The following is a 25,408-nucleotide window of genomic DNA, read 5'->3' on the forward strand; positions in this document are numbered from 1 at the left end:
ATAGGAGAACGATATCTTCCTGTGGCTTTTTTGTGCGATTTTTTAGTCTCTTACATTATTTTTAAAAGAAAGGAGCAACATTCGATGACTATTAGCGTATTGTTTTTAAGTATTACGATTCAAAGAAATACAATTTCCAAAGCTGAAATTTTTCATAATGAGCAAATTGAAAAAGCTATGAACGATATTAAGGAGCGCCAAATGCTTTATTGTGATCACCTGTAATTCCTTTTCGAAAGGAGGAATTCGTCTATGACTTTTCATATTTTCTTTTTTACGACAGCACTTCAGAAAAAAACGTTATCTGAAGCTGAAATCTTTCGTAAACAACAATTAAAACAAACTATGGATAAAATAACGGACATTAAAAGTTCGTATTATACACAAATGTATTAAAAATATTTTTTAAAGGGGCAATATCCTAATGAAATTTAAAGCTTTCTTTTTAACTATCACCATTCAAAAACGTAAATCTTCAAAAGCTGAAATCTTACGTGAACAACAAATTAAAAATATTATGGACGGAGTAAAAGAGCGTCAGTCCTCTTATTACAATCGTCTTTACTAAATAAATTATAAAGGGGCAATATCCTAATGAAATTTAAGGCTTTCTTTTTAACGATTACCATTCAAAAACGTAAACTTTCAAGAGATGAAATTTCACGTGAACACCAAATTAAAAATATTATGGACGGAGTAAAAGAGCGCCAGTCCTCTTATTACAATCGTCTTTACTAAATAAATTATAAAGGGGCAATATCCTAATGAAATTTAAGGCTTTCTTTTTAACGATTACCATTCAAAAACGTAAACTTTCAAGAGATGAAATTTCTCGCGAACAACAAATTAAAAATATTATGGATGATGTGAAAGAGCGCCAGTCCTCTTATTACAATCGTCTTTACTAAATAAATTATAAAGGGGTAAAAATCCAATGAAATTCAGAGTATTATTTTTAACTATTACCATTCAAAAAAATAAACTGTCTGATTCTGATATGCTTCATGACCGACAAATTGAACAGGCTATGGACAACGTAAAAGAACGACAAAGTCATTATTGTAGTCACCTGTAATTCCTATTCGAAAGGAGGAATTCATGTATGAAGTTTCACCTTTTCTTTTTAACCATTACGATTCAAAAAGAAACTATATCTGCAAATGAAGTACAACAAGAGAAACAGTATAAAAAGATTATAGATGAAATTCGTGATCGTAGAAGCAAGTACTACACTCACCTATAATTGTTTGAACTTATATTAGAAATGAAAGGAGTCGATTATGATGTTAATAACGCGGTGTAAAGAAATGATTTGGATAGTTCAGAGGGATTCCACATAGTTTATTTAACAAAAATTCACCGCTGATTTGATGTGTCAAAAATATATAATAATACGTATTTCATACACTCTAAAAAAATAAAAGATACACCTCTTTTTTATTAAGCGGTGTATCTTTCTCAACATATTCTATTTCCGTTTACTTCGTTTCGTCTTAAACAATCTCACTAAGTTCGAAACAACTGTTTTTGTTACCGCATAAGCTGGTACTGCTAAAATCATTCCGATAATTCCCGCGAAATTACCTACCCCTAAAATAAGGATGATAATTGTTAACGGATGGATATTTAATTTTGAACTCATAATACGTGGAGATATGATGTTACTTTCAAACTGCTGTACAATTGTTACTATAATAATTACGTACAGAGCTTGCATCGGAGATACGAACAGCCCTACAATGACAGCTGGTGCTGCTCCGATAAATGGACCTAAGTTCGGAATTATATTTGTAAATGCTGCGATAATTCCTAAAACGAAAGCATACGGTAAACCGATAATTAAATAACCAGTAAATGTAAAAGCACCTATAAATAAACAAACGAGCGCTTGCCCTTGAATATATGCAGATAATGTTTCGTTCGTTTCCTTTATGATACGAAGTCCTTCTTCACGGTAAGACTCTGGTAATACACTAACAGCTTTTCCTGGAAATGCATGTCCATCTTTAAACATATAAAATAAAATGAACGGTACTGTAAAGATAACTAACGCCACATTCGTGATAATACCAAATAAAGCCGTTGCACTCGACGTAATTGTGTTTGGTATTTCCTTTAAGTATTCAATCGCATTTTTTTCAATTGCTTCAATGGAAACATAGTTTTGTGTAGATAACCATTCAAATAACCTATGATGGGATAGATCTTGTATGTATACTTTCCCCTCTTTTATATAAGTCGGCATGTTTTTCACTAGATCCATTAGCTGTTGTGAGATGGTTGGAACAACTACTCCAATAGCAACTCCAGTTAATGTGATGATAAAAAGATACAGTAGTAAAATCGCTAAACCTCTAGGTACTTTTTTATTCTCCAAAAAGACTAACACAGGGTTAAATATGAAGTATAAAAATAGCGCGATTAAAATTGGGAAAAATAATGTTGATATGAAGATACCAATCGGTTGAAATAGAAACGATATTTTTGTGCAAATAAATATGATTCCTACAACCATCAGCACTTCTAATGTCCAAAAGTGCACTTTCGATTTCAAAAAAACGTCCTCCTTTAAACTAGCACTTCTCTTCATTGTACCAAATTAAACTTAGATTTCACATAATATTTTCCTTTACAATGTTCCAAAATCCTATTAAATACACTACAATGAGATTACAGACAAATTCGCAGGTAAAGGTGATAAATATGACACAATGCATCATTTGCAGAAAAGATACGAAAGAACTTAGTGAACAATATGTCATTCCAGAGATATTATGTGGATATTATTTCACAAACTCAATTTGTGATTCCTGTCATGAACATTTGACAACAAATGTTGACCGTCCTTTAATTAGGCATAAACTAAGTCAATATAAGATTGAGCAAATGAAAAAACAAATCGACTCCCCTCTCTATACGAATGAACATGGTGAGGAGCTAGCAGCCGCTGAGACAGATGTAGTCGAAGTAAGTGATGAGATGCTTTATTCCAATGCATTAATTATGAAACTATGTAAAAAGCACGATATTTCATTACATAATGAAATTTGGAAAGAAGAGAGTGTAACAAAAGTAGCTAGTTCTATTCAACGTGAATTGCTTTTAGATAACCGTAAATATAAGATGAGTGTATTAAAAATGGCTTATACTTTTGCTGTACAAACAATTGATGGTTACTTTGACGATCCAGATGCGATTGATATTTCTACTATTCTATTAAATGCCGATTTCATGGAATTAAAGGAAAAGAGTATCGTTCGTGACTTAAGCAAAAGCTCTTTATGGAATACATTAAATACAACGAGCGAAAACCATTACTTTATTTTACTTAGTGATAAAGACGGTCTGTTCTGCTTCATTCGCCTATTTGATATTTTTGATGTTGTTGTTCATTTATCAGAAAAGAGATACAATCTTCCATCACCAATTGTCGGTGTAAATAATGTAGACAAAAAAGGATTTTTTGTGGAAAGTTTAAAACAGTATATGGATGGGCTATTTAAAGAAACTACACGTTCTATTTAATCCATATAAGAACATACGGTCTCCTTTCTTCATGAAAAGACACTGTGTTATAATGAGTATGAAAAGAACAATACAATCACATAAAACAATTAAAAACTGTATATAAATAAAAAAGACTAGTGTGCGGCTACACACTAGTCCACGTAACTTAGCAGATTGGATTGTTCATTTATCCTATTTGTTTCGTACAAACACAACAACCCACATTCTATAGGCATAGGTGGGTTGTTATTTTTTGAGCTTGTCAATTAAGACGACAATAAACGTTAACAATGCAATGAGAAACAGTCCACCTTGCAGTAACAACGTAATTTCACTCACGTATTATCACCCCCCTCCTACTCGGAGAAGTGATAATTGAACAACCAACCGTACCATAAGTTACCTCTTAATTTTATCATATTTTTTAATTGTTTACGACGAAAACCCGCAAGCTATTAGGCTGCGAGTTTTTTTATTTTTCACTATTTCCACTCCTATTTCAACTTCTCCATAACCGCATCATAAAATTTCCGTTCATCATCTACATTTAAGTGAACACGACTTACTGTTTTAGAAAATCCATATAACAACTGCGCTTTAATTGGCTCTTTTAACGTTATTTCAAAAGTTGCAGGTTCTTTTATAAATTCCATAACAGTTGCGTCAAGAACCTCTTTCTTTTCTTCTTTCGTTAAAGGTTCGCCTTTATAAAACGCAATGTTATCAATTTGTGTAAATGGTATAACGATTTTCTTTCCTAATCCAATTTGAATGATCACTTTTTCTTCCGCAATGATAATTGGATTTTTACGCATCGCTTGTATTTCAGCTAAAAAATAAAACATCGCATATATGTTTAAGATGAGTAAAATCCAAGCTATTACTGGATTCCATTGATGAAGTAAATAATGAAAACCGATACTTTCAATTAATGTTGCATGAATAATCATGATATAAACACCTATTGCACCGGTCTTTTTATGATATGAGTATGTGAATTCACTTTCTAATGCTTTTACACGCCACGATAAAGAAGCATAATAGAGTAATTTACACTCTGTTAGAATGATATTTACTGCCTTACTTCTCTTCATATTAGCATCAAACGCTGCATCAATCGCATAAGAAAATGAAGAATACTCACTTCTATATTCTTTATATCGTTTTATTATTTTAGGAAGTACTCTTATCATTTTATATATAAGAAACAGTTCAAAACATACGAACACAATTTCTCCAGCAACTATTACATACGAAACAAATGAAAAAGCTTGTAAATAATCACTAGGAATTATAAATCTTGCGAATACGTATCCAGCTATAACTACAGGGAACATATACGTTAACGAATATCTTTTCCGTATAATAAATAAATATGTGATGACTGGAATTACAAACATAAAATCTAATAATGAACCGAGGACTACTTCTTTCGGGGCAGCTGGCACTATTGGAAGGGCATACAATAAATAGTTTGATAACATAATTAAAGATACGAGCCCAATCCAAATACCTTTTCTCCTTCGTGATATGGATAAATTCATACGTTAACTCCTTTATTTAAAAATCTCATTTAGATGGTCTTTATAAAATGAAATGGCACGTTCAAATTCTTTTACTTCCTCTACTTTAACGACCGTTTCAAGCAGTAATTTCATCGCTTCTTCATGATCGTTTACGTTATATTTTGCTAGTGATAAAAACACTTTCATCACGTCATTTTCCGGGAACTTCTTTATCCCTGCTTCTAATACAATAATCGCTTTATCGTACTCCCCTATACAACGATACGTACTGCCAAGACCGATATACGCACCGCGAAGGGATTCACCATCAAGCCCGTTCGCAATCGCCTGTTCATAATACGGCACCGCCTCCGTTTCAAGCCCCATTACATCATGTATCCAAGCGCATTGATATAGCACTTCTGCATCCCTCGTAAAGTTTGTTAATCCTATAAGTATCTCTCTAGACTGCGCATATTTTTTTTCATTTCTAAGTTTAATAGCTTGCTTTAATAAATGTTCCATGCAATCCACTCCTCACAAAATGTTCATTATGCATATATCATGTATTACACATTTACGAGCAGCTACTGATCTATTCCATTGATTTGATTCAATTTAATAATTAGTGAGGGATACGTTCCCCCACTAATTTACTATTAACTCCATTATATACTATGCGACTGCATCTCTTTCTAAAAGCTTAAATTTCCATAGCAGTAATACGATTGCATAAATGCTCTAACATATTGACAATTTCTTTTGCTGTTTCATCTTTCCCATTACATAACTTCACCTTACCATCTCGTCCAATGACGTGATGCACAGCGCCGCGAGAATATAAAGAATGCGGTGAGTTCGCTACCATTACACTCGCTTTTGCATCTTCCATCCTTTTGCTTGCTCTTTCAATAAGTTCTGCTTCATTTACGTCACTTTCCAGTTTAAAGCCAACGAGTATCGTTTCTGGATCCCAACTCTTTATTTGTTTTAATACTTTTGGCGCTTTTTGAAAATGAATAATTGGTGCGATATCACTTGAAATCTTTCCGTTCATATTAAGAACATTTCCATCTTGATCACAAATCTTTTCGACAATCCAATCTGAGCCAGCAGCAGCCATAATAACCGCATCAACTTTTTCATGTGTAATAATACTTTTCATCTTATCTTGTAAATCAATAATCCCCTCAAATGGGTGCAATTCTAATTGGTTATTTACATCCATTGGCTTCTCAGCAAAATAGCCATGCAAATATATAACATTTGCTCCTTTTGTCATTAACTCTTCTGCAATAATTCTTCCAATCGTACCTTTTGCTAAATTTGTATGTCCGCGTACTTGATCCCACTTTTCTAGGCAACCGCCGCTCGTAATTAATACTTTTTTCCCCTTCATCATAACCATCCCTTACTGATTTTTCGCACGAAACCACTCTGTTCCAAAGTCAACTGCATCACGTTGCCTCATAAAACGGCACGTCGCATTCCCTATCTTCCCGCGCGTAACTGTTCCTTTACGCTCATATTCAACTCCGATTTCTACAAACGTGTCAGAATCGTAATCCATTTCAACGAATTCTTTCCATACTCTTACACCTTCTTCTATAATAGGCGCTCCTACCTTTAGTAACTCGCGTGCACCTGTACGTACCTCAGATAAATGTATGGACGTATTGGAGTCATAACCGACACCAAGTAATAATATGTATCCATCTAAATCGTATATTTTTCTTAATGGCGATTCTTCACCAAAACTTATGGAAAGTGAATGATTCGCTGTAATTTCTTCTGCGTGTTTCCCCCATGCTGCAAAACTACTAAGCGGATGATTACTGCGCAATACATTCGGATATGTACGAAAACATTCAACTACTTTTCCCATTGCCCTTGTTGGTGTTATACGTGGGTCAAATGCTGGGACGTTATCCCGGATAATTTGCCACCAGTCTTCTGGTACAGGTGGTCTTGACCAATGTTTTGGATCGGATAAATCTGAAGATTGGGTTGGCATAATTATCGTTCCTTCTTCTGTAACAACTTTCATTAACGCTTCTACTATGGCAACTGCCCCACCAGATATCCAACCGATCGAACTTAATGAAGAATGTACAATAACTGTCATTCCCTTTTCTATCCCTAATGCTTTTAAATCATTTGTCATTGTTTCGATTGTATTTGGAAATTGTGTATTCGCCACTATGTCATTCATTTTCACGATTGTTCCCCCATTTTTCTTTAAACTAATACATACATATATTATCATATTTTTCTTAATTTTTAACTTAATCATTCCGATTACTATACGTCTGTCATTTTTATCATATCGAAAACAGTTAAATTATGGTATATTAATTTGAAATAAATTATAGAAAGGTGAACACGATGAAAAAAATGATATTATCCCTTTTCATATTAGGAATGATTAGCTTAAGTGGTTGTACTTTTTCTAATAATGAATATGAAGATTTTTGGGTGTTAGAAAAATCTAGATATAACGAAGGTGGATATGGCCCTTCAAACTTATACGAAAAAGCACAAGAAGATCCAACTATGCTTCATTACTCAAATGATAGCATTAGTGAAGGAAAGAGAATGGTATATTTAGCATTTGGAGAAAAGTATAAAAACGATAAAATTACAGTAAAAGAAGTTAAAGACGAAAAAGATACATCAGTTATCGTCTTACGTATTGAAAAAAACAAAGGACCAGATAAAAACCCTGTTATGTATATCGGTGTGCCTAAACTTAGAGATTCTATTAAAATTGTAGATGAAGATGGTATGAAAATTTTTGAAATGAAACAAAATGAAAGCGTTACATCAAAGCAATGAAAAAATTGCACTCTAGCACTCTTAATTCAAGCTTTATACTCATATGAAAGAGCCCATCACAAATGATGCGCTCTTTGTTAATTACCTTTTAATTCAACTGTTGCTACCCTTCAATCGTAACTCCAGTAAACATTGATAAATTCCCTGTTATTTTTTCTCCCACACGTAAAAACAGTCCAGCGGCTCTTCCGCTAATACAATGAGAACCGATAAGTAATTTACCAGTATACGGTCCATCCCACGTATCAATTGTATAGTCAGGCATGTCTACATATTGCTGATATATTTTTCGTTGTTCAAAATAATACTCCGTTTGATCTTCAGCTAATAGTTCATCATTTTCATAAATAGACACTCCGCCGCCTTCACGGCCAAATAACGGTTTTGAAACATAAGATTCTTTACTTTCTAAAAATCGTTTATTTGTAAAATACGTTGGAAGGAAGTATTTCTTAATGATCTCTCGTTCTTCTTTGTCAAAGAAAACTTCATCTTCATAAAGTTGCCAAATTAATGCGAGCATACCTTTATTTTGCATAACAAAGGCAGCCGGTGGGTTAATAATTTGCACCCTTCCTTGTGCGATATGATCTAAAAATTGTAGACCAATTCTTTTACCATTTTTATCAGTATCTGCAACTAAATATTCAATTGGATATAAACGATATAAGTATTTAATTTTATCGCCTGCCGGAGTGTATATTCCATCATCTGCAACAACGATATCTTGTATTCCTACATAATCGGTTTGTTGTTGTAAGCAATAACTTCTTAAAAACTGAACGGTTTGATGGTCTTCATCATGCCAATCGTAGCTTGTAAAATAAATTGTTTCGTCAGGACTTATTTTGTAATCATGTTTAATTTGTTCCCAAGCTTGAACAACGTGTTCTTCAATATGATTCGGATGATTCACATCATGATATCGACACAATACTTCATTAGCGACGGATGGTTCTAAATAGCCTGTCGGAGTATCGCAATTTACTTCAATTAATTTAATATCCTCATGATTTACGATGAAATCAAGCCTTGTAAAATATGAAAATAAACCAGTATGTTTCATTCTTGCAATTTCCCACGTCTCTGGTGGAAAACCAAGTTTTTGAAATTGTGCTGGTGTATTTGTAATGTATTGATATGTTTTATATAACACATACATAATTTCTTCTGTCGCTTTAGAAATTGCAGTATATGTACGTACTGGCATACGATACATACTAGTTGCCATATATTGATTCCATTCTTCACTCTCTAACAAACTCGGCCATGTAAATCCATTTCTACCAGCCTCTTCTGCAAGAGAAAACCAGATTTTCATATACTCTTCCTGTTCTTTTTCTGTATACATTTCTCCATTATCCTTTCAAATTAGGATCCAGCTGGTGCTTTTGCGTTTCCAATTCCATTTGAACCAGAATTCACTTTCGGCGTTTGCGTAGTAGATGATTTTGACGTATTTGGATCTGGCGTCACTTTAGTTGAACTGTTCGGCTGTTGCTTATTCAAATCCACTTTCTTTGAAGAATCGTTATTGCTACTAGTGCCACCGTAATACCCACCACCACCGCTGCCACCACTTCTTCGCTCATCTTTTTCACGGTATGGAATAATGTTATTTGCATATGGTTTCTTTGTAAGATTTGGTTTCGCAGTACTATACATATTCGACGTCTTACTTGCTAATAAATATCCAGCAACAAACGGGAGTATCGGCAGATGAGAACTCCCATTATTAAATGTAGCAGGTGAATTATTCTCTCTACATAATTCTTCTTTTTCTATATTTTCTGTCGTTGGTGCTTTATCATCACAATTTAATGTTTCTCGCTCGCTTTCTTGCTTCGTACCATCTGTTTTTACCGCACTACTTTCTTTTTGTGCACTCTCTTCATCATTATCAGCACATCCTGTTAATAAAAAAGATGACACTCCTATTGAAGCTGCAATTTTCACAAATTTGCTTTTATCCATTCTCATGTGTTATACACCTAATTTCTATTTATCTATATTTTTCCAATTGTCTTTATTATATACTGTATATATCATTTTTTTCAAACTAAACTAAATATGTAAAATTACATATTTCACATACTTTTAAACTGTTCATTCTCAAAATGGCAATGAAATCTTTCCACCCCTGGATGTTTTTCTCCCAGACTTTTAATCTTAAACTTACACTTTTTATAAAATCCGACTGCCTCTTCGTCTGTCTCTGCCTCTATATATGTTAATTCACACTTCCTAATTATTTCTCTTATCATTTGAAGTGCAATTCCTTGATGACGATATATTTCATCAACAGCTATGTGACACATTCTCGCTCTATTTGTATCAATTAATACAATACCTATGCACCCCATATTCCCATATTTATATAGTACTGCATGATTATTTTCATACAGTGCCACCGCTTTATTTAAGCTTATTTCACTCGGACCGATCGCATACTTTAATACTTCCTTAATTGGATCTATTTCTATATGCTCAACACGTTGTAGCATTTTACTCCCATCCCTTCTCATAAAAAAAGACTAGCTCTTTATTGAAAAAGAGCTAATCTTTTTACGCGGTTATTTTTTCTTCTTTTTTCACAACTACAGCTACATAACTATGCAGTATCATGCCGACAATTACGAGGCTCATTCCAATCCAAGATAAAGAAGACGGAATTGGAGCAGATAGCCAGATGAGCTCTCCTACTAATGCAAATAAAACTTCACCAGACTGCGTCGCTTCAACTGTTGCTAGTTTTTGCGGATCATCTTTTACAAGATCTGTCGCAAAGAAGAATAATACTGTCGCAATTAATCCAGAACTAATTGCTACGATAAAACATTGGAAAACTTGGCTACTTGACGGTAATCCACTTGTAGAAACTTCATAACCAGATAGTAAAAACCAAAATGGTAAGCTGGCTAATGTCATACCGAGAACACGTTGGAAGACATCTAATTCGCCCTTACAAACTTGCATCATCTTTCTATTTCCAAGTGGATATGCAAAGGCTGCAATGAGTACAGGAACTACACATAAAACCGTTTCACGAATTCCTAAAGAAGAAGCGTGTTCTACTTGCATGAGAACAACACCGAATAAAATAATGCCCGACATTACTAATTCCTTTATCGGAAGTTTTTTATGTAATGAGTTTGTAGCGAATAATGGTGTTAATAAAATCCCTGCGACTATCGTAATTTGCCAAGTTGAAGCAACAAGCCACCCCGGTCCAAAAGCACCCGCGAAACTAAGTGGTGCATAAAAAAGACCAAACCCTACAATACTCCATATCAACCACTCTTTCGGATTGTTTTTCATATATTGAAAGAGTTGTTTTAAGTTACCTCTATACATGACAATTAGTAATAGCATGGGAACCATAAAGTAATACCGTAAAGATGCACTCCAAATCCAACTTCCACCTTCTAAGTCCATCGACCGGTTTAACACAAAGGTAAAGGCAAAGAAAAACGATGCCAATATCCCAATCGCAATAGCTTTCATCTTAAAACCCCTTATATAGTTTCTCCTTTTACTATATAACAAAATGAATATAATTAATATTCAAAAATCTCATTATAGATGTAGTCTTTAAAGAAACAACACCATATTTTCATCATCACTATACACACCATTCATCTTTATAGCTCTTTTTTCAATTCCATACGTTTTAAAGCCCATGGATCCGTATAATTTTTTTGCTGGTTCGTTTGTGGATACAACACCTAAGGTTAATTGCTCTAGTTCTATTTCTCTCGCTCTTTGAATTGCATTTGCAATTAACTCACGTGCCAGTCCATTACGTCTATTTTGTGCATCTACATACATCGCGACAATATGTCCTTTATGCTTATATGCTTGCTTCTCTTCCGTTAATAAAGTAACAACTCCAACTAAATGATTTACTTCATTAAAAGCACCGAATGTACAGCTCGTATTAGATGATAAATTACTTGCAACTCGGTCAAGAGGATTTTCCTGGCGGATTGCCTCTTCATAAGTTGTTATAAACGCCTCTGGATTTACTCGTAATGCTTGTAAGCGTAAGTTCCAATATTTTTCCGCATCTTCTTTAGTAAGTAATCGAATCATTTTCCCTATCTCCCTTAAGTTTACATAATATTTTTATAGACTATTAAATAAAGATTGATATTCTTCTTTTAACATACTATAACGATAGCGGTGAATGAATTTACCATGACGCAATCTATCATTTCTCATTATTCCTTCACAAACAAATCCTGCTTTTTCATAACTCTTTCTAGCTGGTAAATTATCTTCGTCTACTCGTAGCCATATTTTTTCTAATTCGAATGCAGAAAAGCCAATTTGTAACATACTGTATAGAGCTGCTATTCCATATCCTTTACCCCAATATTCTTTATTTCCAATGGCAATCCCTAGTTCAGCATTTTTATTCGTTTTATCGAAATTTTTAATATCTACCCATCCAATGTGTACACCCTTATCAGTTAGAATAGCCCGTTGTTCATATCCATTCTTTCGACTTATACACGTTTCAATCCACCTTCTCGTATCTTCACGAGTGAACGGTGGATATTGATCTGGTACAACTAAGTGCTTTGTTACTTCTGTATCTAATGACCACCTGTACCGATCTTCTACATCATCTAGTGATAGTTCTCTTAATTGGACAATTGGTAAATTCATTTTGCTACCCCTTCTCATTTCCCTATAGAAAATCCTTCGAACATTCTTCCCCCATACTCTTCTAACGTTTTTTCTATAAAAGCGATTAATTCCTTTTTCTCACCTGTTTTATAAAAGTGATCGAAAACCATAACAAATTTCTCTGCATATACTTCGTTATACCTTTTCAACACTCTAATAAACCATTTTGAATTTCCAAGCCATTGTCCATTTACCCTCAAAACATATTCATGTACTAAATCAGCTAATAAGTTTGCGATAAACAACTCTTCTTCTCTCTTTGTTGCACCAATAAAGTCATCCAAAGCATCCGTAATAAAATAGCGCTTCTGCTTCATCTTTTCTTCGGTCCATTTGTCTGGTCCCTTCATTAGTAAATCATTCGCTTCTCTTTTTAACCGCTCAACAATTTCAACTTTCCCTTTTAAAACAAACCCTTCTAATACTAATTGTGGTAAAGAAGGTCTCCCGCGGTCACAATCCATTTTAAAAAAGGTTTTATACGTTTCAAAATTATGTACAAACACTTCAACAGGCCACCCATTACTATAGAAAGATTCTCTATAACAAGATGACAAACTTTGGTCGAAAATTACAATATCAAGGTCAGATGTTTTCGTAGCATCTCCTCTAGCAACACTTCCCCCTAGTAAAGCAACATCACAATTCGGAAATTGTGATGCAATTATGCTTCGTGCCGCTTCAATTGGTTCCATAGCCTTTCCCCTTCTCTTATTTTACTTTCTTTTTTTCAGTTCTTTCTCGTGTCTTTTTAATATAAGCTTCTGCATCTGGTGTTTTGCATGACGTTACACCGTGATCAACTTCTACTTTTCCAATTTCACGTGCAATTTCAATTGCTTTTTGTTCCAAACTTTCATTCCGAACCCCTATTGCAATTAAAGTTCTATTCATTGCTTCTCTTTTTCGATTTTTCTCATTATGTATATGAATTTTAATCTCTTCTAAATAAGGTAAGAAGTATTCATCATCTAATGTTTTATTTTTCATAGCGATATTCGCTAATAAAGACCAACCTGCTCTTCCAGTCCATTCATCGTCAGATTTCGTCCATTCTTCCATTCTTTCTATAGCGATTGGTGACGTACATATAGCCGTCATAAGAACGTCCATTAAACAATAATAATCAATTTCCTGTACCCATCTATTTAGCTGTTCTGAAGTTAGTTTCTTTGGATCTAAAATCATCGTTGCTAAAGTCATTGCATCCATATTTTTCGTTTCCCATAGTGAAATTGCTAAATCATGATCCTTTTTTATCTTCTTTTTTAACAATTTTAAATTCGCAAAACTAACTCCGAATAACGGCTCTTTCGCCCCATGATTTTTAAACGTTTTACGATTTTGTTCTGTTCCATATTCCTCTAGTTGCTGCATTACTTCTTCAAGTAACATATACCCACCTCTTTTATGTTTTATGTTGACTTCACATATGCATGTACGATATATTCTACATTACTTTTTGGTTTTCCTATATTTATTTTTCAAATACGGTATGTGAAATTTTTATTGATGTATTTTAAAACAACAAAAATCCTCTTCCTTATTTTTCACACGGTTGTCCATTCACACTCTCTATACAATACTCCACTAGCGCATTCAACGGATTTATTATGTTCCTTCCTATTATATTTTCTACCCTTGTAGCAGCGTCTACCATCGATAATTGCGCAACTGAAAGTATTTCGTTTCTATCTTTCATAATTTCATATAAATACTTTTCTAATTTAGCATCATGCTCTGCTTTACGACCTTGCATAATTAACTCAAATATCCCTTCTATCACTACTACTTTTACATGTATGGATTTATTATTCTGCTTAGCGTATTGTGTTAAACGTTCCATCGTTCCTGAAACAGTACGGTTATTTGTAAAAAGTATTGTTTGTGGCTCTTCAACATGACAAATCATTTCAAAGAATGGCTCATCAATTTTCAATATAGGTATGTCTATTTTGAAATTCTCATCTAATAGCGCAATATAATCTGTACAAGTGAGTAAAAGTGTATCTACATCACTTTCAGCTATATACTTTATAATATCTTTTAATTTATTTCGTGCTTTTTCTTTTTGAAATTCTCGTTCTATTTTTAGTCTGCGTGATAAGATGGGATCTACAAAATGGATTATTTCTATTCCAAAAGATTGCAACGCTCGGTCAATGTATTCAATATTTGAATGATGAGCATGTAAACAAGCTAGTTTTTTCATACTTATCCTCCCTTTCTAAAACAAAAAAACATGTATGAACCATTTTACATACAGTTCCATTTATTCAATTCTTGTTTCATTTTATTAAACCTGCAAACAACTGAAATCTTGCATATTTTCTAACAAACTTTTTTGCGCTTGTAAAAAATTTTTTTTGCATTTCCCCCTCTAAAATTGCTAATATAGTAGAGTAGAACTTTTATAGAGAGTAGGAAAATTATGCACAATGGAATTCGGATGACAACTTTAGTGAAAAGGGCTCTGTTGATTTGCGCTGGGGTATTATTTACATACGAAGCTGCTTACGGATCAACACATATCGCTCTAGCAAGTACAGAGGATGAGGCTAAATCTGTTCAACTTGTAAGTGAAATTCAAACGTCCCTTGCTCCGAAAGAAGCTCCAAAGCACTATAACGGGCAAGTTAGAAAAGTCGCTTACTTAACATTTGACGATGGTCCTGGAAAATACACAGCTGAGCTTTTAGATATGTTAAAAAGTGAAAATGCAAAAGCAACATTCTTCCTAATTGGTTCAAACGTGAAAGCTTTCCCTGACCTTGTAAAACGTGAAAATGCTGAAGGCCACTATGTTGGGATGCACAGTATGACTCATAACTACAAGAAGCTTTACACAGAAGGTCATTACGTTGATGAAATGAAAGAAGACCAAGGCTTAATCGCTGGCGTTCTAGGGAAATCACCAGTATTAACTCGTCCAGCTTACGGCTCAATGCCAGGATTAAATGAAGCCCTTCGCAACAAAGTTGTCGAAAATGGTTTAAAAGTTTGGGACTGGACAATTGATTCATTAGACTGGAAATACAACAAAATGCCAGTAGACGCTGCATCTGCTAAAATCGTAGAAAACGTTCTACATGGTGCTACAAACCCAACAGAAGTTATCCTTATGCACGATATTCATCCACAATCAGTAAAAGCAGTACCTGGAATTATTAAAGGGCTGAAAGAAAGAGGATATGAATTAGAAAGCTATAATGAGAACGAACACTTCCCATTAAACTTCTGGCATGATAATCGTATGTAATAAAAAGACTTGATTTCCTCTTGTAGGTTATCAAGTCTTTTTTTATCGTTTTGGGAATTTCTTTTGCTGCTCTTCAATAGCACGAATAATATTCTCTCTATCATCTTGAGTTATACTGATAGAAAATTCGTACTCCTCTTCCTTACACCATGCAGGATTAAGTTCTTGCGATAAGCGAATAACAATGTGAAACTCCCCTTCATTTTCTCCGACATATTCAAACGCCAAATTTGGTTCTATGAAATCTAGTTCATTATATGTAGGGTTTGGTAAAGATTCAAACCATTTTATCATGTACTGCAAGTCATAAGTTTGTAAAAAAGGATCCATCGTTTTAAAAACTTTATTTTCTTCCAACATTTTCGCCTTTACTATTAACCAGTTTCTATCACACTCGTCTTTCTCATCTTTAAATTGGTATTTCACAACCTCTAAATGTAATGATACTTTTTCATTTTTAAAATTCATGAATATCTCCTTCTTTCTTGGAATCTTTCGTTTTATAAAATTGTATTAATTCCGATCCTTAAAATCATTACCCTTTGTACATGAAATAAATTTGATTTGCAATATAATCTGAACTAAAGTGAAGTCCATTCCTTATCCACCACATGATAATACCTACCAATGAAGCTGTTTTAATATCAACCGCAACATAATCGTCTGGTAAATCCTTTTTTGTATTCTCCCTTCTCGTTTCTATTAACTCTTTTAAAAATAAAAATAATTGCTCCTCAAATTGATTCATTTTAAATAATATAAATAAATAATTTCGGTGGATATATAAATAATCAAGTAATTGTGTTAGCTTTTGTTTTTCTGATAAATCTTTTGCATGTATTAAATCAACAATTTTATTAGAAAGCTCATTTAAAATCTCATTTGTGATTTGGTCTAGTAAATCTTGAATATCTTGATAATGTAAGTAAAATGTTGTCCGATTTAATCCTGCTTTTGTTGCGACTTTCTGAACCGTTAAGCTTGAAATACTAGGATTCTCACATAAAAGAGAAAAAACAGCATTTTTAAACATTTCTCTTGAACGAACTGTACGAGGATCTTCTTTTTTAGGTGTAGACATTTTGAAACTCCTTTATAGATTTTCTCTTTACTTACTCGACAGTGCATACCTTATATGTCGAGTAGTGAACATTTTCAACAAAACTGTTCATGGTCAAAGAAAATTTATTTTGTTACCATTAATTTTATCGACACGTTGTCGATAAATCAAGACAACAATGAAGGAGTTTACCAATGCAAAAGGAATTTTCGGCAAGAAATAAAAAAATTATATTAGTTGTCCTTATTGCCGGCTGTTTTTTATCAACATTAAATCAGACGCTATTAAATGTAGCGATGAGTAATTTAATGGCGGTATTTGATGTTACGGCTGCAACAGTGCAATGGCTATCAACAGGCTTTATGCTCATAAATGGCGTTCTCGTGCCAATTACTGCATTTTTAATGAAACGATTTACTACAAGGCAGCTATTCATTAGCTCAATGCTCTCCTTGTTTATTGGGACCGTTCTTTGTGCATGCGCCATGAATTTTGGCATTTTGTTAACAGGAAGAATGATTCAAGCAGTTGGAGCAGGAATTATTATGCCACTAATGATGACAGTTATTTTATATTTATACCCTAGTGAAAAGCGTGGCAGTATTATGGGAACCATCGGCTTCGCCATAATTTTCGCGCCAGCCATCGCTCCAACATTATCTGGATTTATCATTGAATATGTATCATGGAGATGGTTATTTATTGGATTAGCTCCATTTGTATTAATCGTTATTATTCTCGCGCTAAAATATTTAATGAATGTTGCTGAGACAACAAAAGTAAAATTAGATATTGTAAGTGTCATTTTATCAACGATTGGCTTTGGTTGTATTATATTTGGATTTAGTAGTGCAGGAAGTAAAGGATGGGATCATCCAGTTGTTATTACTACAATTATCATTGGAATAATCGTTACAACTCTATTCTGTTTACGTCAAATAAAGTCTAGCGATCCACTATTAAATTTATCCGTATTTAAATATAAAATTTTCACCCTTACATCAGTCATTAACGTACTCATTACAATGATTATGTATGCTGATTTAATTCTTTTACCGATTTACTTGCAAAATGGACGAGGTTTCACTGCATCTGAATCAGGTTTACTTCTATTACCTGGCGCTGTAATTAATGCATTCTTATCACCTATCACAGGTAAAATGTTTGATAAATATGGGGCGAAGCCACTCTTTATTACAGGTTTAATATGTATCATTATATCGATGTGGGGTGTAATTGATTTGACCGAATCCACCACTTATATGTATTTAATGGTTCGTACCATTATTCTACGCATTGGACTAAGTTTCATTTCGATGCCTTTAAATACAGCAGGTTTAAACGCTTTACCAAGAGAACTGGGTTCACATGGTTCCGCAGTGAATAATACCGTACGTCAATTAGCAGGTGCTATTGGAACAGCAGTTATTATCACGGTATACACAATTCAATCAACTTCACATGCTTCGCAGTTATCTAGTGAAAATGGAAACATTTCAGTTATGCAAGTAAAGAAATTATCTTCTATCTTCAGCTCAAGTGATGCCTACGCATTTATGTTAGTCTTATCTTTTGTAGCACTAATATTTGCATGTTTCATGCCTAAAAAAGTAGCACTCCAAAAATCCGAAAGTAAATCTTAAAATAAAAAATCCTACCCGTATTCCATACGAGTAGGATTTTTTATTATTTATTTTGTTTCCCCGTCCTCAGTCGTCTTCACCTTCGTTTTATTGTTATCACGATTGTTATAGTTATATTTAGAACTATCTACTGGTGTAAATCCTTCTGGTGTGTAGAATCGTAATAAATCACCGTTAACAACTTGGTCGGAGTATTTTAGTGATTTTTGAACCATTTGTTCATTTTGTTTTATTTCATCTGTAAATTCTACAGGTTTCCCAGTCGCTGTATCATAGTATTTGCCGTTAAGTGCTGTAACTGTTGGGCTTACGTAGTTACCGTTACGGAACGGAACGACTTGTTTATGCTCTGGTGATAATAAATCTGATCCGAATTGGACATAATTTTTCGTATCTGTACCTAGTAAGTGTAATAACGTTGGAAGAACGTCAATTTCTCCGCCGTATTGATGTTGTACGCCGCCTTCCATTCCTGGTACGCGAATGATTAAAGGTACACGTTGTAATTGAGCATTTTCAAATGAGTTCATTTCTTTACCCATTATTTGAGACATTGCTGCACTATGATTATCTGAAATACCGTAATGGTCACCGTACATAACGATAATTGAGTTATCGTATAAACCAGATTGTTTCAAGTAATCCATGAATCCTTTTACAGATTCATCTAAATAGCGTGCTGTTTGGAAGTACGTATCTACTGATGAATCACCTGTTTTAGCTGGTTCAATCGTTGCTTCCGCTTTATCAATTGGATAAGGGAAATGGTTCGATAACGTAATGAATTTCGTATAGAACGGTTGTTTCAACGTTTGTAATAACGGAATTGATTCATTAAAGAACGGTTTATCTTTTAAGCCATAGTTTACTACATCTTTTTCATTCATATCATAGTATGACGCATCAAAGAATTTATTAAAACCAAATGATTTATAAATTTCATCACGGTTCCAGAATGTTTTGTAGTTACCGTGGAACACTGCTGATGTGTATCCTTGTTGGCCTAAAATAGCTGGTGCTGATTGATACGTGTTATGAGCTTTATTTGTAAATACAGATCCTTGTGGTAATCCAAACATTGCGTTCTCTAACATGAACTCCGCATCAGATGTTTTACCTTGTCCTGTTTGATGGAAGAAGTTATCAAAGTATAACGTATTCGCATCTTTTGTAAATGAGTTTAAGAATGGTGTAACCTCTTGGCCATTTAGCTTGTAGTTTAGTAAAAAGTTTTGGAATGACTCTAAATGAATATAAATTACGTTCATTCCTTTTCCTTTACCAAAATACTCAGGATTTGGACTTGCATAAGTTGATGTAAGATAGTTTCTAACTTCTGTCATATTATCTCCATCAGCTAATGCTCGTTCTGTTGATGCTTTCGCACTTTGAATACCATCATAAATCGTAAAGTTGTACGCCCCTAAATATTTCACGATATAATTGCGATCAAATGTTCTTGTTAATAATTCAGGACGGTCAGATTCTGCAAGACCTAGGTTAATACTAAAGAGTAAAATACCTGCTACAAATACTAGAGATATTTTATGCTTCGCAACACGGATTGGCTTAGGATTTACAAATTTCGTTGCGACTAAAACAATTAAAATGATTGTATCTAAGAAATATAGTGGATCATATAAGTGTAGCAATGCAAAAATACTACCGCCTAAATCTCCAAAGTTATTCGATTGTGTTAATGTCGGGAACGTAATAAAGTCGCTGAAAAAGCGATAATATACTACGTTTGCGTATAAAAGTATAGACATTAGCAAATTAATAATGATTAACCAAATGTAAGCTCGTTTCCCTTTTGCGAATAATGCGAGTCCTAAAAATAGAACTGCGGAGCTTAACGGGTTGAAAAACAGTAAGAACTTTTGGATTGTGTTCGATATCCCTAAATTAAATTCTGTCACATATGCTGCATATGTTTTTAACCAAAGTAAAATAACGGCAAATACGAAAAATCCAAAATGATTACTTAATACTCGTTTACTCTTTAATAAAAATTGTTGCATCTCTCCACCTCTTTTGATCATCCAAGGCTTATTTTGTATAAGTCTGTCTCTCTATTCAATTTTTCTTCTTCAAATAGATTTTATTTGTTTAACTATATGAAGAATATTAGTAATTATAATTTGTAGCTTTTATTTATTCAACTATTTCTTTTTAAATATTTTGACCTTGGTTTCTATTTAACAAAATACATTTGTAACATTTCCTGTTTTCTTACATTAAGTTCTCCCCTAAATTCATCCGCTAATTAGAACATTACCCACTATAAACCTTTATTCATTAATCCGCAAACATATCTATCTCCAATTTTGGAACATTAATGTAATGTACTAAAATTCACTATAAAAAACAGTTTATTATCATTTCAAGGTTTATCCCTACTTCAAAAGTTTCTTGCTATCATTAATATTATTGTTGAATAATTATTCGTTTTATATAAAAACAAAATTAATATTTTCCTTTCAGTAAATGAAAAAAAAGAGCTGTCACACAGTCGAAAACTCGACTTATGAGACAGCTCCTTTTCATCATTTATTATTGACCTTTGTACATTGCATCAACTTGTTTTTGAAGTTCTTCACTTTCTAAGAACTCATCATACGTTGCTACCTTATCAACTACACCGTTTGGCGTTACTTCGATAATACGGTTTGCAATTGTTTGTACGAACTGATGGTCATGAGAAGTGAATAGTAATGTTCCTTTAAATGTGATTAAACCGTTGTTTAATGCTGTAATAGACTCAAGGTCTAAATGGTTCGTCGGATCATCAAGTGTTAATACGTTTGCTCCGCTTAACATCATTTTAGATAACATACAACGAACTTTTTCTCCTCCAGATAAAACAGAAACGTTTTTCTTTACTTCTTCACCAGAGAATAGCATACGGCCTAAGAAACCACGTAAGAAACTTTCTGATTCATCTTGTGGAGAGAACTGACGTAACCAATCAATTAAAGTGTAATCACTGTTCTCGAAGTACTCAGAGTTATCTCTTGGGAAATGAGCTTGAGATGTTGTTACACCCCATTTGAATGAACCGCTATCTGGCTCCATTTCACCCATAAGAATTTTAAATAATGTTGTCATCGCAATATCGTTACGTCCGATAAATGCAACTTTATCACCTTTATTTAAAGTGAAGTACACATTATCTAATATTTTTTCGCCATCAATCGTTTTCGAAATACCTTCAACTGTTAATAGGTCATTCCCTACTTCACGTTCTGGTGTGAAACCAACGAACGGATAACGACGTGATGATGGTCTAATATCATCTAATGTAATTTTATCTAACAATTTTTTACGAGAAGTTGCCTGTTTCGCTTTAGATGCATTTGAGCTAAAGCGTGCAATAAAGTTTTGTAACTCTTTTACTTTTTCTTCTTTTTTCTTGTTAGAATCTTGCGTTAGTTTTAATGCTAATTGGCTTGATTCATACCAGAAGTCATAGTTACCAACGTATAATTGAATTTTACCGAAATCAAGGTCAGCCATGTGCGTACATACTTTATTTAAGAAGTGACGGTCATGGGATACAACGATAACTGTATTTTCAAAGTTCATTAAGAAGTTTTCTAACCATTGGATCGCTTTTAAGTCCAAGTGGTTGGTAGGCTCATCTAGTAATAGAATGTCAGGTTGACCGAATAAAGCTTGAGCAAGTAATACTTTTACTTTCTCTGCCCCTGTTAATTCAGACATCTTTTTATCATGAATATCTTCACCGATGCCCAATCCTTTTAGAAGGATTGCTGCTTCAGACTCTGCTTCCCAACCGTTTAGCTCAGCGAACTCACCTTCAAGTTCTGCAGCACGCATGCCATCTTCATCACTAAAGTCTTCTTTCATGTAAATTGCATTTTTCTCTTGCATTACTTTATAAAGACGTGTGTGACCCATCATTACTGTTTCTAGTGCAGGGAACTCTTCATATTCGAAGTGATTCTGTTTTAATACAGCTAGACGCTCACCTGGCGTAATATGTATGTCACCTGTTGATTGGTCAACTTCTCCAGATAAAATCTTTAGAAATGTTGATTTACCAGCACCGTTTGCTCCGATTAAACCGTAGCAATTACCTGGCGTGAATTTTATGTTAACATCTTCAAACAATTTGCGATCTGCGAAACGCAAACTAACGTTACTTACTGTAATCATGTGTTTCCTCCAATTTCGATACTTTTATATACATACTTCAATTACTATAACATATTTAACAAACTAAAGGTATATCTTACATCATTGTATTGGGTACAAAATAATTTCTTTAAACATCAAAAGAAATCATAAATAAATGGCTTACGCACAGGCACTAAATTCTCAAATGCACGTATCTCCTCTTCGTTTCCGCTTATTAACTCTAATTCATTTAATTCTAACGGACGTTTATAACCAAATATAATAGTAGATAACGCATTAATATCCATTTGAATCCCTTTTTCTTTTGCTGTTTCTTCTTTAATGATTTTTATTTCATTATTTATAAGTTGAACCGTTACGTTATTCCACGGTGCAAATGAATCTGTAATATGTAAAATCACTTCTTGCTCTTCGTTGCTCCTATTCCATTCATATTGTTTGAAAAACTGTTCTACATCTACAATTCTTCCCATGAAATATGGAGTTACTTCTGCTTTTACTCGTGGTTCTTGTAATGTGTAAAGAAGTGGTTCTGTCTCACTTAGTATCATTTCTAGATCTTTAATCATAGAATCATGTTGGCAAATGAAGTTCCAAAGACCAATTCTTGCTTCATTATGTAATGGGACAAATTCTTCTACTTTCATTTTAGAATTCTCTATTTTGTATAAAATGTAACCAGCCGCCGTTTTATTTTCATCATAGTAAACTGCCAATGTTAAATCATGATACACCGCTTGTAGCCACCATTTACGTCCGCGAACTAACATACCAGAAAATCGTTCTGCAAATGTTTCATATAGATTCTCTACTTCTTCTGGATGATTATCTTTACTAAAACGTTTCACTGTACCATTCACTTGTTTTTTAATTATTAAATCGCTCTTTGTCATCTGACATACGATTCGATTCGCACAAAGTTCCCAGCCGTATTTACGATAAAATGAAACGGCAAATGGATGTAACATCGATACACTATATCCATCTCTTTTCATAGTTTGCAGTGAATGCTGAAGTAACTCTTTTACATATCCACTTCTTCTATATTCCGGATACGTCGCTACCCCCGCAACGCCGCCCATTTTAAACTTTTCTTTTCCTATGTAAATATGAAAAGGAATTAAGTGTAACTTTGCCGCTAACTCTTCACCTTCCATGATACCGTATATTTGATGGCTTTCTTTCATTCGAGTAAGTTGCTGCTGCAATCGTTCCTCATTTACTTTATATTGAAAAGCGTATTCTGATAAAGCTAACGCTTCTCTGAATTTATCTTCTTTTAGTTGTATAACGTTCATATATTTCTCCTCCATCCTTTGTTTGAATTGTACCATAATTCTTAACATTCCATTGCGGTGAATGAAATTATACCGACGCTTCGACAAAGTATATCGACACCTATCTTATATAAAAAAGCAGATACATTACGCATCTGCCTCTCATCAATTTATTTAGCTAACGTTTGAAGCTCTTCAAAAAATGTAGGATACGATACACCTACTGCTTCTGCATCTTCAATTGTTGTTTCTCCTTCAGCAATGCAGCCAGCAATCGCAAGCATCATTCCAATACGATGATCACCGTGACTATGTACTGTATTTCCTTTTAGCTTACATTTACCGTAAATAATCATTCCATCGTCGGTCGCTTCAATGCGAGCTCCTAGTTTCGTTAGTTCCGCAACGACTGTATCGATACGATTCGTTTCTTTCACTTTTAGCTCGTGTGCATCTTTAATGACTGTAATTCCTTCTGCTTGCGTTGCCGCTAAAGCGATTATTGGAATTTCATCGATTAATCTCGGAATAATATCCCCGCCGATTTCGATTCCTTTCAATGAAGATGTTTCAATTGTAATGTTTGCAGCAGGTTCTGATGCACCTTCGTTAATTGGCTCTACAGTAAACGTCGCCCCCATTTTCTCAAGAACATCAATAATACCTGTACGAGTCGGATTCATTCCTACATTTTGTAATAGTAGTTTACTATTTGGAATAATTGCACCTGCTACTAAGAAAAATGCCGCAGATGATACGTCACCTGGCACTTGAACGTTTGTTGCTGTTAACTTTTGTCCACCTGCTAGTTTTACAGTTTCCCCCACGCGAGTTACCTTTACACCAAACGCCTCAAGCATTCTTTCTGTATGATCACGCGAAACGTGAGGTTCTGTAACAGCTGTTACGCCTTCTGCACGAAGACCTGCAAGTAAAATAGCTGATTTCACCTGCGCGCTTGCGACAGGAGAAGTATATTGGAGCGCTTTTAAATCTCCTCCGCGTATTGTGAGCGGCGTAAACGTCCCCTCTTCTCGGCCATCAATTTTTGCACCCATTTGCTTTAATGGAGCTGTTACACGTTTCATTGGTCTTTTTGCAATAGACTCATCGCCTTGTACACAAGAAAAGAATGGTGTGTTTGCAAGTATTCCTGACATTAATCGGATTGTTGTACCAGAATTACCAACATCTAATACAGCTTTTGGTTCTTGCAAACCTTCTAATCCTTTTCCAATTACCGTAACTTCGTCTTCATTTTGCGTAATCTCTACTCCCATTTCTTTAAAACAAGAAATCGTACTTAAACAATCCGCACCAGGAAGGAAACCTTTAATTGTTGTTTTCCCTTCTGCAATCGCACCGAACATGACAGCGCGATGCGAAATTGATTTATCACCTGGGATTGTAATTGCGCCATTCAATCCGCTAGTTACAGGTTGTATTGTAGTTACTTTCACATTTTCACC

Annotated in this window: 32 protein-coding genes; 11 read left to right on the forward strand and 21 right to left on the reverse strand. The window is 34.1% G+C overall.

What is annotated here, in order from left to right; translation table 11 throughout:
* Nucleotides 1-84: 84 nt before the first annotated feature.
* Genes FT637_RS12265 through FT637_RS12295 form a run of 7 tightly spaced genes read left to right on the forward strand, consistent with a single transcriptional unit; the run spans nucleotide 85 to nucleotide 1,243 of the window.
* Complete coding sequence (locus FT637_RS12265) at nucleotides 85-225, forward strand: YrzI family small protein (RefSeq protein ID WP_193646530.1); 141 nt, start codon at nucleotides 85-87, stop codon at nucleotides 223-225.
* A gap of 27 nt (nucleotides 226-252) precedes the next feature.
* Nucleotides 253-396: a YrzI family small protein gene (locus FT637_RS12270; RefSeq protein WP_000142704.1), complete on the forward strand. Its 144-nt coding sequence runs from the start codon at nucleotides 253-255 to the stop codon at nucleotides 394-396.
* Nucleotides 397-424: 28 nt separating this feature from the next.
* Nucleotides 425-568, forward strand: coding sequence for a YrzI family small protein (locus tag FT637_RS12275; RefSeq protein WP_002142196.1), 144 nt, complete (start codon nucleotides 425-427; stop codon nucleotides 566-568).
* A 26-nt stretch (nucleotides 569-594) separates the two neighbouring features.
* On the forward strand, nucleotides 595-738 hold the full coding sequence (locus tag FT637_RS12280) for a YrzI family small protein (protein WP_193646531.1): 144 nt from the start codon (nucleotides 595-597) through the stop codon (nucleotides 736-738).
* Nucleotides 739-764: 26 nt separating this feature from the next.
* Nucleotides 765-908 carry a YrzI family small protein gene (locus FT637_RS12285; RefSeq protein WP_002120145.1) on the forward strand — a complete coding sequence of 48 codons (144 nt, stop codon included), beginning with the start codon at nucleotides 765-767 and terminating at the stop codon, nucleotides 906-908.
* Between the two features lie 26 nt (nucleotides 909-934).
* Nucleotides 935-1,075 (forward strand): YrzI family small protein, encoded by a 141-nt coding sequence (locus tag FT637_RS12290; protein WP_193646532.1) that lies wholly within the window; start codon nucleotides 935-937, stop codon nucleotides 1,073-1,075.
* 27 nt (nucleotides 1,076-1,102) lie between these two features.
* Nucleotides 1,103-1,243 carry a YrzI family small protein gene (locus FT637_RS12295; RefSeq protein WP_193646533.1) on the forward strand — a complete coding sequence of 47 codons (141 nt, stop codon included), beginning with the start codon at nucleotides 1,103-1,105 and terminating at the stop codon, nucleotides 1,241-1,243.
* 225 nt (nucleotides 1,244-1,468) lie between these two features.
* Here FT637_RS12295 and FT637_RS12300 read toward each other — a convergent pair whose 3' ends face one another.
* The gene (locus FT637_RS12300; RefSeq protein ID WP_193646534.1) at nucleotides 1,469-2,554 is read right to left on the reverse strand and encodes an AI-2E family transporter; all 1,086 of its coding nucleotides are present in this window, start codon (nucleotides 2,552-2,554) and stop codon (nucleotides 1,469-1,471) included.
* A gap of 149 nt (nucleotides 2,555-2,703) precedes the next feature.
* Here FT637_RS12300 and FT637_RS12305 point away from each other — a divergent pair, with 149 nt between their 5' ends.
* Entirely contained in the window at nucleotides 2,704-3,525 is an 822-nt protein-coding gene (locus tag FT637_RS12305; protein WP_193646535.1) for an HNH endonuclease, read from the forward strand.
* Nucleotides 3,526-3,753: 228 nt separating this feature from the next.
* Here FT637_RS12305 and FT637_RS29880 read toward each other — a convergent pair whose 3' ends face one another.
* The 5 genes from FT637_RS29880 to FT637_RS12325 form a co-directional block, all read right to left on the reverse strand.
* Nucleotides 3,754-3,846: a putative holin-like toxin gene (locus FT637_RS29880; RefSeq protein WP_087945754.1), complete on the reverse strand. Its 93-nt coding sequence runs from the start codon at nucleotides 3,844-3,846 to the stop codon at nucleotides 3,754-3,756.
* 155 nt (nucleotides 3,847-4,001) lie between these two features.
* On the reverse strand, nucleotides 4,002-5,051 hold the full coding sequence (locus FT637_RS12310) for a hypothetical protein (RefSeq protein WP_193646536.1): 1,050 nt from the start codon (nucleotides 5,049-5,051) through the stop codon (nucleotides 4,002-4,004).
* Between the two features lie 12 nt (nucleotides 5,052-5,063).
* A complete protein-coding gene (locus FT637_RS12315) occupies nucleotides 5,064-5,537 on the reverse strand; it encodes a tetratricopeptide repeat protein (protein WP_193646537.1) in 474 nt (157 codons plus the stop codon).
* A gap of 178 nt (nucleotides 5,538-5,715) precedes the next feature.
* On the reverse strand, nucleotides 5,716-6,411 hold the full coding sequence (locus tag FT637_RS12320) for a phosphopantothenoylcysteine decarboxylase (RefSeq protein WP_193646538.1): 696 nt from the start codon (nucleotides 6,409-6,411) through the stop codon (nucleotides 5,716-5,718).
* Between the two features lie 12 nt (nucleotides 6,412-6,423).
* Complete coding sequence (locus tag FT637_RS12325) at nucleotides 6,424-7,224, reverse strand: aminoglycoside N(3)-acetyltransferase (RefSeq protein WP_193646713.1); 801 nt, start codon at nucleotides 7,222-7,224, stop codon at nucleotides 6,424-6,426.
* Between the two features lie 182 nt (nucleotides 7,225-7,406).
* On the opposite strand from FT637_RS12325, the gene FT637_RS12330 reads away from it, so the two are divergent.
* A complete protein-coding gene (locus tag FT637_RS12330) occupies nucleotides 7,407-7,847 on the forward strand; it encodes a hypothetical protein (RefSeq protein WP_413773230.1) in 441 nt (146 codons plus the stop codon).
* A 103-nt stretch (nucleotides 7,848-7,950) separates the two neighbouring features.
* On the opposite strand, the gene FT637_RS12335 is transcribed toward FT637_RS12330, so the two are convergent.
* The 9 genes from FT637_RS12335 to FT637_RS12375 form a co-directional block, all read right to left on the reverse strand.
* Nucleotides 7,951-9,198 carry a glutathionylspermidine synthase family protein gene (locus tag FT637_RS12335; RefSeq protein ID WP_193646540.1) on the reverse strand — a complete coding sequence of 416 codons (1,248 nt, stop codon included), beginning with the start codon at nucleotides 9,196-9,198 and terminating at the stop codon, nucleotides 7,951-7,953.
* 20 nt (nucleotides 9,199-9,218) lie between these two features.
* Nucleotides 9,219-9,827 carry a hypothetical protein gene (locus FT637_RS12340; RefSeq protein ID WP_193646541.1) on the reverse strand — a complete coding sequence of 203 codons (609 nt, stop codon included), beginning with the start codon at nucleotides 9,825-9,827 and terminating at the stop codon, nucleotides 9,219-9,221.
* A gap of 107 nt (nucleotides 9,828-9,934) precedes the next feature.
* Nucleotides 9,935-10,351, reverse strand: a complete 417-nt coding sequence (locus FT637_RS12345) for a GNAT family N-acetyltransferase (RefSeq protein ID WP_193646542.1) — start codon at nucleotides 10,349-10,351, stop codon at nucleotides 9,935-9,937.
* Between the two features lie 61 nt (nucleotides 10,352-10,412).
* A complete protein-coding gene (locus FT637_RS12350) occupies nucleotides 10,413-11,351 on the reverse strand; it encodes a multidrug resistance efflux transporter family protein (RefSeq protein ID WP_193646543.1) in 939 nt (312 codons plus the stop codon).
* An 87-nt stretch (nucleotides 11,352-11,438) separates the two neighbouring features.
* On the reverse strand, nucleotides 11,439-11,939 hold the full coding sequence (locus FT637_RS12355) for a GNAT family N-acetyltransferase (RefSeq protein ID WP_193646544.1): 501 nt from the start codon (nucleotides 11,937-11,939) through the stop codon (nucleotides 11,439-11,441).
* A 33-nt stretch (nucleotides 11,940-11,972) separates the two neighbouring features.
* Nucleotides 11,973-12,518 carry a GNAT family N-acetyltransferase gene (locus FT637_RS12360; protein WP_193646545.1) on the reverse strand — a complete coding sequence of 182 codons (546 nt, stop codon included), beginning with the start codon at nucleotides 12,516-12,518 and terminating at the stop codon, nucleotides 11,973-11,975.
* Nucleotides 12,519-12,532: 14 nt separating this feature from the next.
* A complete protein-coding gene (locus FT637_RS12365; RefSeq protein WP_193646546.1) occupies nucleotides 12,533-13,234 on the reverse strand; it encodes a nucleotidyltransferase domain-containing protein in 702 nt (233 codons plus the stop codon).
* A gap of 16 nt (nucleotides 13,235-13,250) precedes the next feature.
* Nucleotides 13,251-13,934, reverse strand: coding sequence for a DNA alkylation repair protein (locus tag FT637_RS12370; RefSeq protein ID WP_193646547.1), 684 nt, complete (start codon nucleotides 13,932-13,934; stop codon nucleotides 13,251-13,253).
* A 148-nt stretch (nucleotides 13,935-14,082) separates the two neighbouring features.
* A complete protein-coding gene (locus FT637_RS12375) occupies nucleotides 14,083-14,751 on the reverse strand; it encodes a hypothetical protein (RefSeq protein WP_193646548.1) in 669 nt (222 codons plus the stop codon).
* Between the two features lie 219 nt (nucleotides 14,752-14,970).
* On the opposite strand from FT637_RS12375, the gene FT637_RS12380 reads away from it, so the two are divergent.
* Nucleotides 14,971-15,798 (forward strand): peptidoglycan-N-acetylglucosamine deacetylase, encoded by an 828-nt coding sequence (locus tag FT637_RS12380; RefSeq protein ID WP_002147180.1) that lies wholly within the window; start codon nucleotides 14,971-14,973, stop codon nucleotides 15,796-15,798.
* Nucleotides 15,799-15,840: 42 nt separating this feature from the next.
* Here FT637_RS12380 and FT637_RS12385 read toward each other — a convergent pair whose 3' ends face one another.
* Nucleotides 15,841-16,266: a PadR family transcriptional regulator gene (locus FT637_RS12385; RefSeq protein WP_193646549.1), complete on the reverse strand. Its 426-nt coding sequence runs from the start codon at nucleotides 16,264-16,266 to the stop codon at nucleotides 15,841-15,843.
* 67 nt (nucleotides 16,267-16,333) lie between these two features.
* Nucleotides 16,334-16,879 (reverse strand): TetR/AcrR family transcriptional regulator, encoded by a 546-nt coding sequence (locus FT637_RS12390; RefSeq protein WP_193646550.1) that lies wholly within the window; start codon nucleotides 16,877-16,879, stop codon nucleotides 16,334-16,336.
* A gap of 173 nt (nucleotides 16,880-17,052) precedes the next feature.
* Here FT637_RS12390 and FT637_RS12395 point away from each other — a divergent pair, with 173 nt between their 5' ends.
* The gene (locus FT637_RS12395; protein WP_193646551.1) at nucleotides 17,053-18,501 is read left to right on the forward strand and encodes a DHA2 family efflux MFS transporter permease subunit; all 1,449 of its coding nucleotides are present in this window, start codon (nucleotides 17,053-17,055) and stop codon (nucleotides 18,499-18,501) included.
* A 47-nt stretch (nucleotides 18,502-18,548) separates the two neighbouring features.
* Here FT637_RS12395 and FT637_RS12400 read toward each other — a convergent pair whose 3' ends face one another.
* The 4 genes from FT637_RS12400 to aroA all read right to left on the reverse strand — a co-directional run bounded on the left by FT637_RS12400 (nucleotide 18,549) and on the right by aroA (nucleotide 25,399).
* A complete protein-coding gene (locus tag FT637_RS12400; protein ID WP_193646552.1) occupies nucleotides 18,549-20,522 on the reverse strand; it encodes an LTA synthase family protein in 1,974 nt (657 codons plus the stop codon).
* Between the two features lie 532 nt (nucleotides 20,523-21,054).
* Nucleotides 21,055-22,680, reverse strand: a complete 1,626-nt coding sequence (locus tag FT637_RS12405) for an ABC-F family ATP-binding cassette domain-containing protein (RefSeq protein WP_193646553.1) — start codon at nucleotides 22,678-22,680, stop codon at nucleotides 21,055-21,057.
* A gap of 116 nt (nucleotides 22,681-22,796) precedes the next feature.
* The gene (gene eis, locus FT637_RS12410) at nucleotides 22,797-23,960 is read right to left on the reverse strand and encodes an enhanced intracellular survival protein Eis (RefSeq protein WP_193646554.1); all 1,164 of its coding nucleotides are present in this window, start codon (nucleotides 23,958-23,960) and stop codon (nucleotides 22,797-22,799) included.
* Between the two features lie 149 nt (nucleotides 23,961-24,109).
* Nucleotides 24,110-25,399 carry a 3-phosphoshikimate 1-carboxyvinyltransferase gene (aroA, locus tag FT637_RS12415; protein ID WP_193646555.1) on the reverse strand — a complete coding sequence of 430 codons (1,290 nt, stop codon included), beginning with the start codon at nucleotides 25,397-25,399 and terminating at the stop codon, nucleotides 24,110-24,112.
* Between the last annotated feature and the right edge of the window lie 9 nt (nucleotides 25,400-25,408).

The sequence above is a fragment of the Bacillus cereus genome (assembly GCF_015071065.1).
Taxonomy (GTDB): Bacteria; Bacillota; Bacilli; order Bacillales; family Bacillaceae_G; genus Bacillus_A; species Bacillus_A cereus_BA.